The 16067-nt window shown below is 63.1% G+C and carries 10 protein-coding genes; 8 read left to right on the forward strand and 2 right to left on the reverse strand.

Features of this window, described 5'->3' with window-relative positions; translation table 11 throughout:
- Position 1: 1 nt before the first annotated feature.
- The gene (locus NQ519_RS06950) at positions 2 to 2299 is read left to right on the forward strand and encodes a patatin-like phospholipase family protein (RefSeq protein WP_019151893.1); all 2298 of its coding nucleotides are present in this window, start codon (positions 2 to 4) and stop codon (positions 2297 to 2299) included.
- 61 nt (positions 2300 to 2360) lie between these two features.
- Here the strand turns inward: NQ519_RS06950 and NQ519_RS06955 are convergent, their stop codons facing one another.
- On the reverse strand, positions 2361 to 3752 hold the full coding sequence (locus NQ519_RS06955) for a glycoside hydrolase family 125 protein (RefSeq protein WP_044118841.1): 1392 nt from the start codon (positions 3750 to 3752) through the stop codon (positions 2361 to 2363).
- A gap of 127 nt (positions 3753 to 3879) precedes the next feature.
- Complete coding sequence (locus tag NQ519_RS06960) at positions 3880 to 5064, reverse strand: AraC family transcriptional regulator (RefSeq protein WP_019151891.1); 1185 nt, start codon at positions 5062 to 5064, stop codon at positions 3880 to 3882.
- Between the two features lie 209 nt (positions 5065 to 5273).
- Here NQ519_RS06960 and NQ519_RS06965 point away from each other — a divergent pair, with 209 nt between their 5' ends.
- Genes NQ519_RS06965 through NQ519_RS06995 form a run of 7 tightly spaced genes read left to right on the forward strand, consistent with a single transcriptional unit; the run spans position 5274 to position 16061 of the window.
- Positions 5274 to 8156 carry a GH92 family glycosyl hydrolase gene (locus NQ519_RS06965; protein ID WP_019151889.1) on the forward strand — a complete coding sequence of 961 codons (2883 nt, stop codon included), beginning with the start codon at positions 5274 to 5276 and terminating at the stop codon, positions 8154 to 8156.
- A 7-nt stretch (positions 8157 to 8163) separates the two neighbouring features.
- A complete protein-coding gene (locus NQ519_RS06970; RefSeq protein WP_019151888.1) occupies positions 8164 to 9003 on the forward strand; it encodes an endonuclease/exonuclease/phosphatase family protein in 840 nt (279 codons plus the stop codon).
- Positions 9004 to 9016: 13 nt separating this feature from the next.
- Positions 9017 to 10948 (forward strand): alkaline phosphatase, encoded by a 1932-nt coding sequence (locus NQ519_RS06975; RefSeq protein WP_026076758.1) that lies wholly within the window; start codon positions 9017 to 9019, stop codon positions 10946 to 10948.
- Positions 10949 to 10954: 6 nt separating this feature from the next.
- Positions 10955 to 12571 carry an MGH1-like glycoside hydrolase domain-containing protein gene (locus NQ519_RS06980; protein WP_019151886.1) on the forward strand — a complete coding sequence of 539 codons (1617 nt, stop codon included), beginning with the start codon at positions 10955 to 10957 and terminating at the stop codon, positions 12569 to 12571.
- A gap of 11 nt (positions 12572 to 12582) precedes the next feature.
- On the forward strand, positions 12583 to 13599 hold the full coding sequence (locus tag NQ519_RS06985; protein ID WP_019151885.1) for a metallophosphoesterase family protein: 1017 nt from the start codon (positions 12583 to 12585) through the stop codon (positions 13597 to 13599).
- Entirely contained in the window at positions 13596 to 14417 is an 822-nt protein-coding gene (locus NQ519_RS06990) for an ROK family protein (protein ID WP_019151884.1), read from the forward strand. Before NQ519_RS06985 ends, NQ519_RS06990 begins: the two co-directional genes overlap by 4 nt.
- A 9-nt stretch (positions 14418 to 14426) precedes the next feature.
- Positions 14427 to 16061, forward strand: a complete 1635-nt coding sequence (locus NQ519_RS06995; protein WP_026076757.1) for a beta-N-acetylhexosaminidase — start codon at positions 14427 to 14429, stop codon at positions 16059 to 16061.
- Positions 16062 to 16067 lie beyond the last annotated feature (6 nt).

The raw sequence follows: 16067 nt of genomic DNA on the forward strand, positions 1-16067 counted from the left end.
TATGTTGCGTAAAATCGGCTCATTTGTCCTGACGTGCCTGCTGGCCGCGCTCCCCGCCTCGGCCCAGAAGGTCGGGGTCGTGATGAGCGGCGGCGGTGCGAAGGGGCTTTACCATATCGGCGTTTTGGAAGCGCTCGAAGAGAACGGCGTGCCGATCGACTATGTGGCCGGAACCTCGATGGGCTCGATCATCGCCGCGATGTACGCCGCCGGATACTCCCCGGCCGAAATGCGGGAGATCGTCAACTCCGGCGTGGTCCGCGAGTGGGTGTCGGGGCGCATCGACCCCAACCGCTACATGGCCTACTACCGGCAGCTGGGGAGCAATCCCGGCTTCCTGAGCATGCGCATCGACGTTGAAAGCCCCGCCGGAAAGCGGCTGCGGGCACCCCGGAACCTGATCTCCTCGACGCAGATCGACATGGCCCTCACGGAACTGTTCGCTCCGGCGACGGCCGCGGCGGACGGTGATTTCGACCGCCTGATGGTCCCCTTCCTCTGCGTGGCCAGCGACATGAACCACCGCGGACCGGTGGTGATGCGCCGCGGCGACCTGAGCGAGGCGGTCCGTTCGTCGATATCTATTCCGCTGGTATTCAAACCCATGAAGGTCGATTCGATGCTGCTCTACGACGGTGGCATCTACGACAATTTCCCTTGGAAGCCCCTCGACCGGAATTTCCGGCCCGACGTGATCGTCGGGTCGATCTGCACCGAGGGCAACACCCCGCCCAGCGAGCAGAGCAACATCATGGACCAGGCTTTCATGCTGGCCATGCACGACACCGACTACACGCTGCCCGAGGGGCGCAGCGTCACGATCCGCCGCGCCGTGGATGTCAACATGCTCGACTTCGACCAGGCCGAAACGATCATGGACGCCGGTTACGAGGACGCTATGGCGGCGATGCCGCAGCTGCTCGAAAAGGTCGGGGAGCGGCGCGATTCGGCCTATTACGCCGGGCGCCGCGAGGCTTTCCGCGCGAAGTGTCCGCCGCTGATCTTCAACGACTACAAGCTCGAAGGGCTGAAACGCACCCAGCGGGAGTATATCCGCGATTTCGTGCAGGTGGACCGCCGCACGCCGGGCATCCAGCGGCCGATGGGCTTCGAGGAGCTGAAAGACAATCTCTTCGAGGTGCTTGCGGGCGGCGATTTCACGATGGATTTCCCCGTCGTGCGTTACGATTCGCTCCGGAAGGGCTATTCGTTCGAAGCCCGGTTCGAGACGCGGCCCAATTTCAAGATCACCGTCGGCGGAAACATCTCCTCGACGGCTTTCAACCAGGCTTACATCGGCGTCAACCACCATTGGATCGGCCGCGTGTCGCAGCAGCTGGGGGCCGACCTCTATCTGGGGCCCATCTACACGTGGGGTGCGGTCGGCGGCCGCACGGATTTCTACGCCTGGAAGCCGATTTTCCTCGACTATTCCTACAACTTCGCAGTCCGCAACTTCCGCCACGGCTACTTCGGCAACGTCACCAAGGTCCGCAATGCCGAGCAGGTCAAGAACAGCGAGAGCTTCTTCTCGACGGGCGTGGGAATGCCGCTGACCCACCGCAGCGTCCTGACGCTGCGCGCCAATGCCGGACACATCAACTACCGCTACGATTCGGACGTGCTGTTCGCCGACGACACCGACCATTCGCGCTTCTCGTTCTTCGGCCTGCGGGCCGGGGTCGCCCGCAATACGCTCGACAAGTTCCTCTATCCCCGGCGGGGTTCCGATCTGCGGCTTTCGGCTGTTTTTATCACCGGCCGCGACAAGTACCAGCCCTATGATTCGGGCCGTTTCATCTCGCGCGAAACCCGCCAGTGGTTCGGCGGGCGTTTCACCTGGGACAAGTTCTTCGACGTGCCGGGAATCAGCTGGTTTTCGTTCGGCATCAACGTGGATGCCGTTCTGACGAACCATCCGAGGTTCCGGACCGCATCGGCGACGCTGATGTCGATGCCCGACTACGCGCCCGTGTCGCATATGCAGATGGTCTACATGCCCGACTTCCGGGCCCGGCGCTTCGTGGCCGGCGGGCTGATGCCGACCTTCGACCTGATGCCCAACTTCTTCTTTCGCACGGGATTCTACGCCATGTACCGCGACAAGCGCGACTTCAATCCGCTCGGGGAGTCCGACCGGCGCTGGCATTGCGTCGCCGAGGCGTCGTTGGTCTACCATACGCCGATCGGTCCCGTGAGCCTCGCCCTGACGAAATACGAGGTGCAGAATTGGAAGAACATGTATCTGACCTTCAATTTCGGCTATGCGATCTTCGCCCCCAAAGGGACGTTCTATTGACGGAATTCGCACGGCCGCTTTTGGCGGCCGTGCGAGTTTTTGAGCCTTCCCCGGTGTCTGTTCAACGCACTTCGATGCTGTTCAGCAGGTCGGTTTTGCCCTCGTCGGCCAGCCGGAGGATCAACTCGCCGAAAAGCGTGTTGGCCCACGCGAACCAGGGGCGGGTGAAGTTCGAAGGGTCGTCCTTGTGAAAGGATTCGTGCATGAATCCGGTTCCCCCGTCGGTGTTTACGAGCGTCTCGACGCATCGTTTGATCTCCGCGTCGTCGTCGCTGGTCAGAGCCCGCATGATCAGGCTCATGGGCCAGATCATGTCGGCGCCGATATGCGGCCCGCCGATCCCTTCGGCCGCCGTGCCCCGGAAGAAATAGGGGTTCGATTCGCTCCATACGAAACGCCGGGTGTTCCGGTAGACGGGATCGTCTTGCGCGATGTCTCCCAGATAGGTCATGGCGAGCAGGCTGGGGACGTTGGCATCGTCCATCAGCAGGCGGTTGCCGAAGCCGTCTGTTTCGAAAGCGTAGATCTTCCCGAACTGCGGATGGTCGCAGACGGCATGCTTTTTCAGGGCCTGTTCGACCTCGTCGGCGAGCGTTTCGCAGGCGGATGCCAGGGTTTCGTCGCGGTTTACCGTGCGCAGGATCTCCGCAGCTTTGCGCAGCGACGAGACGGCGAAGAAATTGGACGGAATCAGAAACGGAAAGGTCGTGGCGTCGTCCGACGGCCGGAACGACGAGGCGATGAGTCCGACGGGTCTGGCCGGATGTCCGTATCCGTTTTTGAGCTGGGTGTCCAGTGCATCTTCGGTCACGCGCTGGAATCGGTACGCCCCCGGCCCTTCTCGGCGCTGCTGGTCGCGCAGGGTTTTCAGCACGAGGCGCATGGCTTCGGTCCACCGTGCGTCGAACACCGAGGCGTCGCCCGTGGCTTTCCAGTAGCCGTGGGCCAGTCGGATCACGTAACACGGGGAGTCCAGCTCCCATTTGCGTTCGTGCAGTTCGGGCTTCATCTCCGTCCAGTCGTCCTGCCAGCCGGTTCCGGTGGGGCCGTCGTTGAAGGCGTTGGCATAGGGGTCCGTCAGCAGGCATTTCAGCTGGCGGCGGACGACGCCCCGGATCAGCCGGCGCAGGGCTTCGTCCTCGCGTGCCAGCGGGAGGTAGGGCCACACCTGCGCCCCCGAATCGCGCAGCCACATGGCGTGGATGTCGCCCGTATATACAAAGGTGTCGTCTTCGCCCTCTTCGTCCTGACGGTAGTGGACGGTGGTGTCGAGCGTATTGGGGAAGCAGTTTTCGAACATCCATGCCAGCTTGGGAACCGTGACCGTCTGCCGGATGCGTTCGATCTGCCGTTCGACGGCCTGCGAAGTGAAGAGCCGCTCCGAGGCTTCCGGACGGTTGGATGTCCCGTAATCGGGGCCGGATGCGCCGACGGCCGCCGCCGCGGAGAGCATCAGGGGCAGGAGAAGCAGTTTTTTCATGCGGTTGAGTTATTGGTTTCTGCAAAAATAGCAGGAATGCCGTCCGCTCGCTTCCCGATATGCGCGTCCGGGTCTTCGTTTTGCGCAGGTTCGCCGTGCGTCAGAATTTGGCCCGTATGACCTGCTGCCGGTATTCCGAGGGAGTTATGCCCTTGATCTGTTTGAACGAGCGCGAAACGTTTTTGAGGTCGGAGAATCCCAGTTCGACGGCCGCCTCCGAGACGCTCATCCCTTCGCACAGCAGCTGCGTCATCTTTTCGATCCGGACCTGAATGATATAGTCGTAGATCGACGTGCCCATGCTCTTCTTGAACCGGGTCTCCAGCAGGCGGCGCGAGAGCGGTACGAGCGAGACCAGGTTATCGACCGAGATTTTCAGGCTGATGTTTTCGTGGATGTATTTCAGCACCTCGGCGATGTGGGGGTCGTTGTTGGCGTAGATGTCCGTTGATTGACGGGTCACGATGTGGGTCGGGAACACCATGACATCCTCCCGTTCGGCCTTCGGGTCGCGGATGATCCGGTCGATCAGCCGGGCCACGTCGTATCCGCCCTGTTCGATGTTCTGGTTAAGCGACGAGAGATTCGGGTCCGACAGCCGGCAGATCGTCTCGTCGTTGTCTACGCCGAGTACGGCAATGTCGTCCGGGATGCGGAATTTCCCCCCCCCTCCGCCTTCGGCCTGCAAACAGGCTTCGGTGATGTGATAAGCCTGATTGTCGTCGCAGGCCATGATTGCGACCGGTTTGGGCAGCGATTGCAGCCAGGTGGTCAGCTGGATCGGGTCGTAGAGCCACAGGTCGGTCTGCGACGTGTTCCGCAGCGCCGAGAAGGTGAATTCGGGATTGGCCCGGCGGACCGTTTCGCGGAAACCCTGATAGCGTTCGTCGGACCATACGATTCCGCGGGTGCCGTAGAATGCGAAGTGGCGGAATCCTTTTTTCAGGAAGTACTCCGCGCCCATCTGCCCGGCCCGGTAGTGGGGTCCGGTGATGTTGGGGATCGTCGTGAAGCGGGCTTTGAAATCCTGTGCGACGGCGATGATGCCGTTGCGGGCGAACAGTTCGACGTTGTCCGTGTTGTAGAACTGTCCGATGACGGCATCGGCACGCATGCGCAGCGCCCAGTCGATCACGGCTTCGATGCCGAATTTGTCGCGGATGGAGAGAGGCAGCCGGCAAAGGCTCCAGGCTTGTCCGGTGTCGTGGGCGTAGCGTGCGATACCCAACAGAAGGCCCCGGGCGTAGGCTTCGGAGAAATCCGTCAGAAAGATAATGCGTGCCATTTTGGTGCTCTTTTGTGGGTTAAAGATAGCTTTTTTTGCAGAAACGGCGCTGTCCGGTCCGCTTTTTTGTCCGCAATTTTTCGCGGTGCGGGGTTTCTCCGGCGAAATGTCTGCGTGAAATGAGGATGCAAAAGCGGAAATCGCCGCTGGTTGCGGCGGCGGCCTTGTGTATATTTGTGTACACGAAACTCCAACCCATCCGAACGACCATGATGCGAACCTTGATTTTGGCATTTGCAGCGCTTGCGGGCGCCGCCTGTGCCCGCTCTTCCGATCCGCTCGAATACGTCGATCCCTTCATCGGGACCGGATTCCACGGCCACACCTATCCCGGCGCCGCAACTCCGTTCGGCATGGTGCAGCTCAGCCCCGATACGCGGGCGGACGACTGGGACGCCTGTGCGGGCTATCACTACGACGACACGACGATCGACGGATTTTCCCATACGCATCTGAGCGGAACGGGGTGCGCCGATCTGGCCGACATCCTGTTCCATCCCACCACCCAGACCGAAGTGGTGCGCGACGGCGAGTATCTGCCGCAGCCTTACGCCTTTTCGCACGACCGCGAACGGGCCTCCTGCGGTTATTATGCGGTCGAACTGCCCGAGGAGGGGCTTGCGGTCGAACTCACGGCGGCGCCCCGTACGGGCGTGCACCGCTATGCGTTCCGCGGCGCCGGGCCGCGGAGGGTGGTCATCGACCTGATGCACACGATCACCGATGAGAAGATCGACCTGCGTGAGCTGCGGCAGACGGCGCCCGACGAGATCGCGGGCATGCGGCGCACGCAGGGATGGGTCTCCGACCATTACGTTTTCTTCTCGGCCCGCTTCTCGGAGCCTTTCGCCGACGTGCAGCTGCTCGGGGACAGACAGGCCGTGCTGACGTTCGCCCCCGACCTCAAAACGCTGACCGTCGCAGTCGGACTGTCGTCCGTGAGCGCGGAGAATGCGCGCGAGAACCGGATCGCCGAGGTTCCCGAGTTGGATTTCGACGCCGTGCGCTCGCGCGCGGAGGCGTTGTGGCGCGATGCGCTCGGCGACATCGTCGTCGAGGGCGGCACCCGCGGCGAGCGGATCAATTTCTATACGGCGCAGTACCACGCCAAACTGACTCCCAATCTGATGAGCGATGTCAACGGGGAGTACCGCCGGAGCGATCGGACCATCGCCCGCGTCGCCGACGGCCGTGCGTACTATTCGACGTTCTCGCTGTGGGATACCTTCCGGGCGTGGCATCCGCTGCAGACCCTCGTCGATACGGCGCGTGTGAACGACATGATCGTCAGCCTGCTCGACATGTACGATGCGACGGGCGAACTGCCCGTCTGGCCCCTCGCCTCGGGAGAGACCGGCACGATGATCGGCTATCACGCCGTGTCGGTCATAGCCGACGCTTATCTGAAGGGTATCCGCGGCTACGACGCCGGGAAGGCGCTCGATGCGATGATCCGCTCGTCGAACATCAACAAGAAGGGTTCGGAATACTACGTAGCGCAGGGCTTCATCCCGTCGAACGTCTGCCGCGAATCGGTCTCCTGCGCCCTGGAATACGCCTATGACGACTGGGCCGTCGCCCGCATGGCCGAGGCGATGGGGCGGACCGAAACGACCCGCGAGTACGATCGCCGGGCGCTCAACTACGTCCGTGTCTTCGACGGTGCGACCCGCTTTTTCCGGGGCCGGCAGGCCGACGGAGGCTGGTCGGAGCCTTTCGACGAATTCATGGCCGGACGCGACTATACCGAGGCTACGCCGTGGCAGTACCGCTTCTTCGCGCCGCACGACGTGAACGGTCTGGAACAGCTTTTCGGCGGCCGGGAGGCTTTCGTCCGGGAGCTGGACCGCCTCTTTACGCTCGAATCGCCGCACGAGGATGCGGGGCTGGTGGACATTACGGGCCTGATGGGGCAGTATGCCCACGGCAACGAGCCGAGCCATCACATGGCCTACCTGTACAGTTATGTCGGTCAGCCGTGGAAGACGCAGGAGCTGACGCGCCGCCTGCTCGACGAGATGTATGCCCCGACCCCGGAGGGAATCATCGGCAACGAGGACTGCGGGCAGATGTCGGCCTGGTATATCTTCTCTTCGCTGGGTTTCTATCCGGTGTGTCCGGGTTCGAACGAATTCGTGCTGACGGCGCCGCTGTTCGAAAAGGCGACCGTGCGGCTGGCCAACGGCCGCACGCTGACCGTGACGGCCGACAAGCCGCGGCGCAACCGCTATGTCGGGAGCGTGACGCTCGGCGGGCGGGCGATAGACAAGAATTTCATCACCTACGATCAGCTGATGGAGGGCGGAGAGCTGCATTTCGAGATGGTGCCTCAGCCCGCTTTCGACCGGGCGTCGGGCCCGGACGCACAGCCCTATTCGCTGACCCGCGGTGAGGCGGTCTCGATCCCCTATACGACGCAGTCGGTGAGTCTCTTCACCGAGCCGGTCGATGTGGCGCTGGCGACGACGACTCCGGGAGCCGAAATCCGCTATACGCTCGACGGCTCGGAGCCCGATTCGCTTTCGGCGCTTTACCGGACGCCGCTGCGGGTGGACCGTTCGCTGACGCTCTGTGCCAAAGGCTTCAAGGCGGGGGCCGCACCCAGCCAGACCCTGACGCTGCGGGCCGAGAAGGCCGTTTTCCTCTCCCCGGCGGCCGCGGTTGCGACCGTTCCGGGAGTTCGCTTCGCCTATTACGAGGGGACCTTCTCGAAGGTGGCCGACATCACTCGCGGGAAGCTCGTCTCCACGGGCGTGATGGCTGCTCCTTCGATTGCCGAAGCGCCGCAGGAGGACCATTTCGGCTATGTGTTCGAGGGTCTGATCCGGATTCCCGAGCGGGGCGTCTGGGAGTTTTTCACGCGGAGCGACGACGGCAGTGTGCTGCTGATCGACGGCCGCAAAGTCGTGGACAACGACAGTTCGCATGCCGCGGTCACGGCCACCGGGCGCGTGGCCCTCGAAGCGGGGCTGCATGCCTGCAAACTGCTCTATTTCGAGGATTACGAGGGGCAGGAGCTCGAATGGGGCTGGAAAGCCCCCGGAGAGAAAGCGTTCTCGCCGATTCCCGCTGAAAATCTGTTCGTAAAATGATACGGCCATGAAGAAGTTGCTTTTTCTGCTGACGCTGACGGCTGCGGTTTCCTGCAACACCCCGCAAGAGCTGGCCGTGATGACGCTCAATATGCGCTATGACAATCCCGAAGACGGGATGAACAACTGGCATTTCCGCCGCGAACGGATCGCCGGGCTGATCCGCTCGGAGACGGTCGATCTGCTGGGGACGCAGGAGGTGCTTGCCAACCAGTTCGACGACTTGCAGGCCCTGTTGCCCGGTTACCGGGCGGTCGGCGTCGGCCGGGAGGACGGGGCGCGGGCAGGCGAGTTCAACGCCGTATTTTTCCGCAGCGACCGTTTCGAACTGCTCGACTCCGGGGTGTTCTGGTTGAGCGAGGAGCCCGAGACGCCCGGTTCGAAGGGTTGGGACGGAGCCTGCGAGCGTCTGGCGACATGGACCGTGCTGCGGGATAAAAGCGGCGGCGAGTTGCTTTTTATCAACACCCACCTCGATCATATCGGCGAGCAGGCTCGCCGGGAGGGCGTCGCGTTGCTGCTGCGGCGCATCGAAACGCTGCGTGCCGGTCGGCCGGTGATTCTTACGGGCGATTTCAACGCCGAACCCTCGTCGCCGGTCATCGCGCACGTGGTGGCCGACAGTACCTTGCGTAGCGCCTGGGACACGGCGCCCGAACGGCACGGAACGGCGTGGAGCTTCTCCGATTTCGGGCAGCTTCCGGAGGAGGAGCGTCCGTTGATCGACTACGTGTTCTGCGGCGGCGGCCTGGAGGTCCGCTCCTGCTCGATATTGCCCGACACGCTCGGCGGCGGATACCTCTCCGACCATGCACCCGTCGAAGCACGTTTGAAATATGTACGATAAAAGATAGACCGCTATGAAAAAGATTTTGAGAATCGGGTTGTCCGCCGCGGCGTTGTTCGTCTGCGGCGTGGCTGCCGCCCAGCCGCCCGTGCTGATCCATTCGCACAACGATTATGCCCGGCGGGTGCCCTTCTATCAGGCTTACGCCCAGCAGGTCGCCTCGATCGAGGCCGACGTGTTCCTGCGGGACGGAAAGCTGCTCGTGGGACACGAGGTCGGGGAGCTGTCGCCCGATATGACCTTCGAGGCGCTCTACGTGGAGCCTGTCGTGACGCTTTTCAAACGGAACGGCGGACGCGCCTGGAGGGATTCGGACCGGCATCTGCAACTGATGGTCGAACTCAAGTCCGAGACCGGTCCGACGCTGCGCGCCGTCGCCGAGGTGCTGGGGCGCTGGCCCGAGGTGTTCGATCCCGCGGTGAATCCCGACGCCGTGCGCGTCACCGTGACGGGGCGGGTTCCCGAGCCTGTGGATTTCGGCGATTACCCGGCTTACATCCGTTTCGACGGGGCGTGGGACGCGGAGTACACGCCCGGGCAGCTGGAGCGCGTAGCCCTGATAAGCGCCGATTTCAAACGGTTCTCCCAATGGAACGGCAAGGGCTCCATCATCCCCGCCGAGCGCGAGAAGCTCGAACGGGTCATCGACAAGGCCCATGCGTGGGACAAGCCCGTGCGCTTCTGGGGAGCTCCCGAGGGGGTGACCGTCTACTACACGTTCTACGACATGGGCATCGACTACATCAACACCGACCGTCCGGAGCTCTGCGCCGAGTTCTTCAACGATTTCGGCAACAAGAATTTCCAGATCGGCGAGCGCCGTGCGGCCTCTTCGACCGTGACGGGCACGAAGCGTCTGGACAAGGCGACCCGCGATTTCAAGGGCTTCCAGAGCGATAAGTTGCAGCTTTCGAAGGGCATCGACGTTTATACGCCGACCTACCGCAACGACGGGGGCAAGGGAAAGGTGAAGAACGTGATCTTCCTGATCGGCGACGGCATGGGGCTGTCGCAGATCGTGGCGGCCATGTTCGCCAACAAAAATCTGACGCTGATGGGGCTGAAGAACATCGGCTTGCAGCAGAACAATGCGCTGGACGCCTTTACGACCGATTCGGCCGCCGGAGGCAGCGCCCTGGCTACGGGCGAGGTGCATGCGAACCGTCATATCTCGGCGGGGGTGGACGGAACGGCCTATCCTTCGCTGAGCGACTTCTTCTACGACCGCGGCCGTGCCGTCGGCGTCGTGACGCTGGGCGACATCGCCGACGCCACGCCGACGGCGTTTTTCGGCCATTCGGTCGAGCGCGACAATTCGGACGAGCTGACCGCGTGGTTGCTGAAAGGGCGTCTGGACCTGCTCTGCGGCAGCGGCATCCGCAAATTCACGCACCGCGACGACGGCATCGACCTGGTGGGCGAGCTCTCGAAACAGTACGATTTCGTTCGTTCGGTGGACGAGCTCAACGCCGCGAAGGGCAAGGTGATCTGCATCGACGAGGAGATGGACGAAGCCGCCGAAGAGAAGAACCTCACCCTGCTGGCCGACGCCACGCGCGGGGCCATCGAGAAGCTGCGGGAGCGCAGCGGCAAGGGCTTCTTCCTGATGGTCGAGGGTGCCAAAATCGACTATGCGGGCCATTCGCGCTGTCTGCCCGGCTCCGTCATCGAGACGCTGAGCTTCGATCTTGCGGTCGCCGAGGCGCTGAAATTCGCCGATTCGAACGGCGAGACGCTCGTCGTCGTCACGGCGGACCACGAGACGGGCGGCCTGACGCTGATCGACGGCGACGAGGCTACGGGGCGGATCATGGGCGTTTACGTCTCCGACGACCACACGCCGGTCATGCTTCCCGTCTTCGCCTACGGGCCGGGCTCCGACCGTTTCCGCGGCACCTACCGCAATACGGAGATTCCGCGCAGAATCAAATCGCTTGTAAAATAGACCGGTATGAAGATCGGAAGAGATATGGCGCTCGTTTTGCTCGCCGCAGCCGCTCCGGTTGCGGCCGGAGCGCAGGATTTGCGTTCGGGACCCTACCAGCTGCCCTATAAGAACACCTACGTCAAGGAGGTGTTCGTGGCCGAGAACGATTTCCGGACGATGAAACCCGAGACGATACGGCCCCGTCCGTTCGCCGAGGCCCGGAAGATTCTGCCCGCACCGATTTGGGAGGGGCATGACCGAGAGATCGAAATGTACTGGCATGCCTGGCGGATCGCCGTGGGCAACATCCGTCAGCCCCGGGAGGGTTCGGGATTCGTCTCTCCCTACCTCGACATCGCCTACAACGGCAATATTTTCATGTGGGACGCCTCGTTCATGATGATGTTCGCCCGTTACGGCTACCGCTTCTTCCCCTTCCAGCGGACGCTGGACAACTTCTATTCGCACCAGCATCCCGACGGCTTCATCTGCCGGGAGATCCGCGCCGACGGCTCCGACTGTTTCGAACGCTACGACCCCACCTCGACCGGGCCGAACCTGCTTCCGTGGACCGAGCTGATGTACTACCGCCAGTTCGGGGACATCGACCGCCTGCACAAGGTCTTCCCGGCCCTGTGCGCCTATGCCAAGTGGTGGAAGCTGAACCGGACGTGGCCCAACGGGACCTACTGGTCGAGCGGCTGGGGCACGGGCATGGACAATACGCCCCGGGTTCCGGAGGGGTACAATCAGATCTTCTCCAACGGCCACATGGAGTGGCTCGACGCCAATTTGCAACAGATGCTCGTCAACGAGTCGCTGCTCCAGATCGGATTTTACATCGAACGCTGGCAGGAGATCGAAGAGGTCGAGGACGAAAACCGCTTCCTCAAAAAGCATATCAACGACTTCATGTGGAACGACGCGGAGGGCTTCCTCTTCGACCGTTACGCCGACGGGTCGCTGGGTACGGCCAAAGGCATTTACGCCTATTGGGCGTTGCAGACCGACGTTCTCGGCAAGGAGCGTCTGGACCGTTTCGTGGCTCACTTGAGCGACTCGACGGAGTTCGACCGTCCGCACCGCGTGCCGTCGCTCTCGGCCGACCACCGCAAATACAACGCTCTGGGCCGCTACTGGCAGGGCGGCGTCTGGCCCGGGGCCAACTATATGGTGATCGACGGCCTTTGGCGCAAGGGCTACCGCGCCGAGGCGCAGCGGATCGCCGAGAACCACTACGCCGCGGTCTTCGAGGTGTGGAAGAATACGGGGACCTTCTGGGAGTATTACGCGCCGGAGAAGCTCGAACCCGGATTCATGGCCCGCAAGGATTTCGTCGGATGGACCGGACTGCCGCCCATCGCCGTCTTCATCGAGTACATCCTCGGCATCAAGTCCGACTATTCGGAGCGGCGGATCGAGTGGGACCTCACCCGGACCGAGGCGCACGGCATCGAACGCTATCCGTTCGGTCCCGACGGCGTCGTGGACCTGAAGGTCCGTGCCCGCAAATCGGCCGACGAAACGCCCGCGGTGACTGTCTCGACCAACGTGCCGTTCGAGTTGGTGGTGACGTGGGGCGACGGCCGCAGCAGCACCGTGCAGGTGGAGAAGAGCGGCAGCGTGAAGTTGAACCAATGAATTTTCAGGAGATGAACAAGTGGATTCTCTCGGCCTGCGCCCTCTTCGTCTGGGGTGCGGCCTCCGTCCGGGCGCAGCAGCCTGTGCTGTGCTTCGGCAGCGACAAGACTTTCAAGATAGCGCAGTTCACGGATATGCACCTCGACCCCTCCAAACCCCGGAGGCTTGCCGAGGCCGAAAAGACCTTTGCCCGCCTGGACCGCATTCTGGCGACGGAACGTCCCGATCTGGTCGTCTTCACGGGCGATGTGGTGACGGGGGCCCCGGCCGAAGGCATGTGGCGCCGCCTGCTCGATACGATGACTGCGCGCAGGGTGCCTTTCTGCGTGGTGCTGGGTAACCACGATTCCGAGCAGGACCTCAGCCGGCAGCAGATCGGCCGTATCGTGACCTCGTGTCCCGGAAGCCTGAATACGCTCGACGCGGCCGGGGAGCTGGCGGACCGGGAGCTGGAGATTCTCGGCAGCGGCTCGCGGCGGCCCGTGTGGCTGCTCTACTGCCTCGATTCGCACTCCGAGTCGCTCTTGGAGGGGATCGACGGCTACGACTGGTTCCGGCCGGAGCAGGTCGCGTGGCTGCGCGACCGTTGTACGGCCCGCCGGACGGCCAACGGCGGCCGTGCGGTGCCTTCGCTGGCGTTCTTCCACATCGTGCTGCCGGAGTACCTCGCGGCGTGGCGCAATCCCTCGAACACGCATATCGGACGGGCCGCCGAGGCCGAGTGTCCGGGCGCGCTGAATACGGGGATGTTCGCGGCCATGATCGAGACGGGCAGCGTGGCGGGAACCTTCGTGGGGCACGACCACGACATCGACTACCTGGTGGCCGAGAAGGGCGTTTGCCTCGGTTACGGCCGTTTCTCGGGCGACAATACGACTTACAACAACCTGCGTCCGGGCGTGCGGCTGCTGCTGCTGACCGAAGGGGAGCGGGGATTCGAGACCTGGATACGCGAAGACGACGGCCGCATGGTGGATCATGCCCGTTTCGCGGAGGGTAAAATCATGGAAATAGCAGTGGAGCGATGAGAATAGGAGTGGATTTGGGTGGCACGAACGTGCGCGTCGGTCTGGTGGCCGGCGGCCGGATCGTGCGGATGATTTCCGAACCTTGCCGGGCGGATGGTTCCGAGGCGGAGGTTCTGGATCATATCGCTTCGCTCGTCGATCGGCTCATCACGCCCGATGTCGAGTGCATCGGCATCGGTGTCCCTTCGGTGGTGGATGCGGAGCGGGGAATCGTCTACGATGTGGTCGGCATTCCCTCCTGGCGGGAGGTGCATCTCAAAGAGCGTTTCGAAAAACGCTTCGGGGTGCCCGTTTCGGTCAACAACGACTGCAACTGCTTTGCGCTGGGCGTCTGCCGCTTCGGCGAGGCGCACGGATACCGCGACGTGGTTTGCATCGCGCTCGGCACGGGGGTGGGCGCCGGCGTCGTGATCGGCGGGAAACTCTACTGCGGCCGCAACACGGGCGCCGGGGAGATCGGGGGCATCCCCTATCTGGACCGCGATTACGAATACTATTGCAGCAGCCGCTTTTTCGTCGGCCGCGGCACGTCGGGCAAAGAGGCTTATGAACGGGCCCTGGCCGGCGATTCCCGGGCGCTGGAGCTGTGGCAGGAGTTCGGAACGCATATCGGGCAGCTGGTCATGCTGGCGCTCTATGCATACGATCCGCAGGCCATCGTCTTCGGAGGGAGTATCTCCCATGCGTTCGGGTTTTTCCGCGACGCCATGTACGAACAGCTGAAACGGTTCCCCTATGCAAAGACCGTCGAGAGGTTGCATATCTGCTGCTCGGGGATCGAATATGTCGGGTTGCTGGGGGCTTCGGCCTGCGAATAGAACAACGCTATGGGAAAATTACGGATATTGCTTGTTTTGGGCGTGCTGTGCTGCGGGTGCGGCCGTGTGGTTCCGGTGGACGGCCCGGTCTCCGTGGTGCCTGCGCCGGTGAGCGTGACGCCCGCCGAAGGGGTTTTCCGACTGTCGGCATCGACGCGCGTGGTCGTCCGGTCGGCGGACGAGCGGATGTCGTTCGTGACCGATGCGCTGGATGACGTGCTGCGTCCGATTTTCGGCCGGGGGCTGACCGTGTGCCCTGCGGCCCCGGCACAGGACGGGGCGGTGAATTTCATCGGGACCGATTCGATCCCCTCGGACGGCTACTCCCTGACGATCGCGCCCGACCGGATCGAGGTGCTTTCCGGAGGTCCCGAGGGGGCTTTCTATGCCGTGCAGACCCTGCGCCAACTGCTGCCCGCGGCGGCATTCGGGGCGGGACGGGTGAAGGCTGTCGAACTGCCGGCCGTGGTCGTCGAGGACCGCCCGGGGATGGGCTACCGCGGGATGATGCTCGATGTCGCGCGGCATTTCTTTACGGTGGAGGAGGTGAAGCGCGTGCTGGACCTGCTCGCCCTGCACAAGATGAATGTTTTCCACTGGCATCTGACCGATGATCAGGGCTGGCGGATCGAGATCGTGAAATATCCCGAACTTACGCGCATCGGTTCGGTGCGCGCCCGCACGCTGATCGGCAAGGACCCGGGCGGCGAGTACGACGAGACCTGCCGCTATGACGAGACGCCTCACGGAGGGTTCTACACGCAGGACGAGATCCGCGATGTGGTCGAATACGCCGCCCGCCGCTTCATCACGGTCATTCCCGAGATCGAGTTTCCGGGACACGCCGTGGCCGCGCTGGCCTCCTACCCGTGGCTGAGCTGCACCGGGGAGCAGTACGAGGTGCGCCAGACGTGGGACATCGACGACCGTGTCTTCTGCATCGGACGCGATTCGACCTTCCGCTTCATCGAAGGGGTGCTGGAAGAGGTCGTCGCTCTTTTTCCGTCGGCTTATATACATATAGGAGGCGACGAATGCCCGACCGACCGCTGGGAGCGGTGTCCCCGGTGCCGGGAACGGATGCGCGCCGAGGGGCTGTCCCGCCCGCGCCAGTTGCAGGGCTACGCCACCACGCGCATCGAGCGTTTTTTGAGGAGTCACGGCCGGCGGCTGATCGGCTGGGACGAGATTCTCGACAGCGGCGTTTCGCAGACGGCGGTCGTCATGTCCTGGCGCGGCACCGAGGGCGGCATCCGTGCGGCGCGTCGGGGGAACGAGGTCGTCATGGCACCCACGACCCACTGTTATTTCGACTATTACCAGACCGCCGACACCGCCGGAGAGCCGTTGGCATGGGGCGGCTGCCTGCCGCTCGACAAGGTCTATGCCCTGAATCCCTGCGAGGGACTCGATTCCGTGCAGCGGGCGTCGGTCCTCGGCGTGCAGGCGAATCTGTGGACCGAGTATATCCCCGATTTCGCGCAGGCGCAGTACATGCTGCTGCCGCGTCTGGGTGCGCTCGCCGAGGTGGGCTGGGCCCCCGACCGGAAGGACTATGCGGAGTTTCTGCCGCGGCTGAGACGCCTGACGCGCCTCTACGACGCCTGCGGATATGTTTACGCGCCGCATCCGCTGGCGGATTAGGCCGCC

Source organism: Alistipes senegalensis JC50 (assembly GCF_025145645.1).
GTDB lineage: Bacteria > Bacteroidota > Bacteroidia > Bacteroidales > Rikenellaceae > Alistipes > Alistipes senegalensis.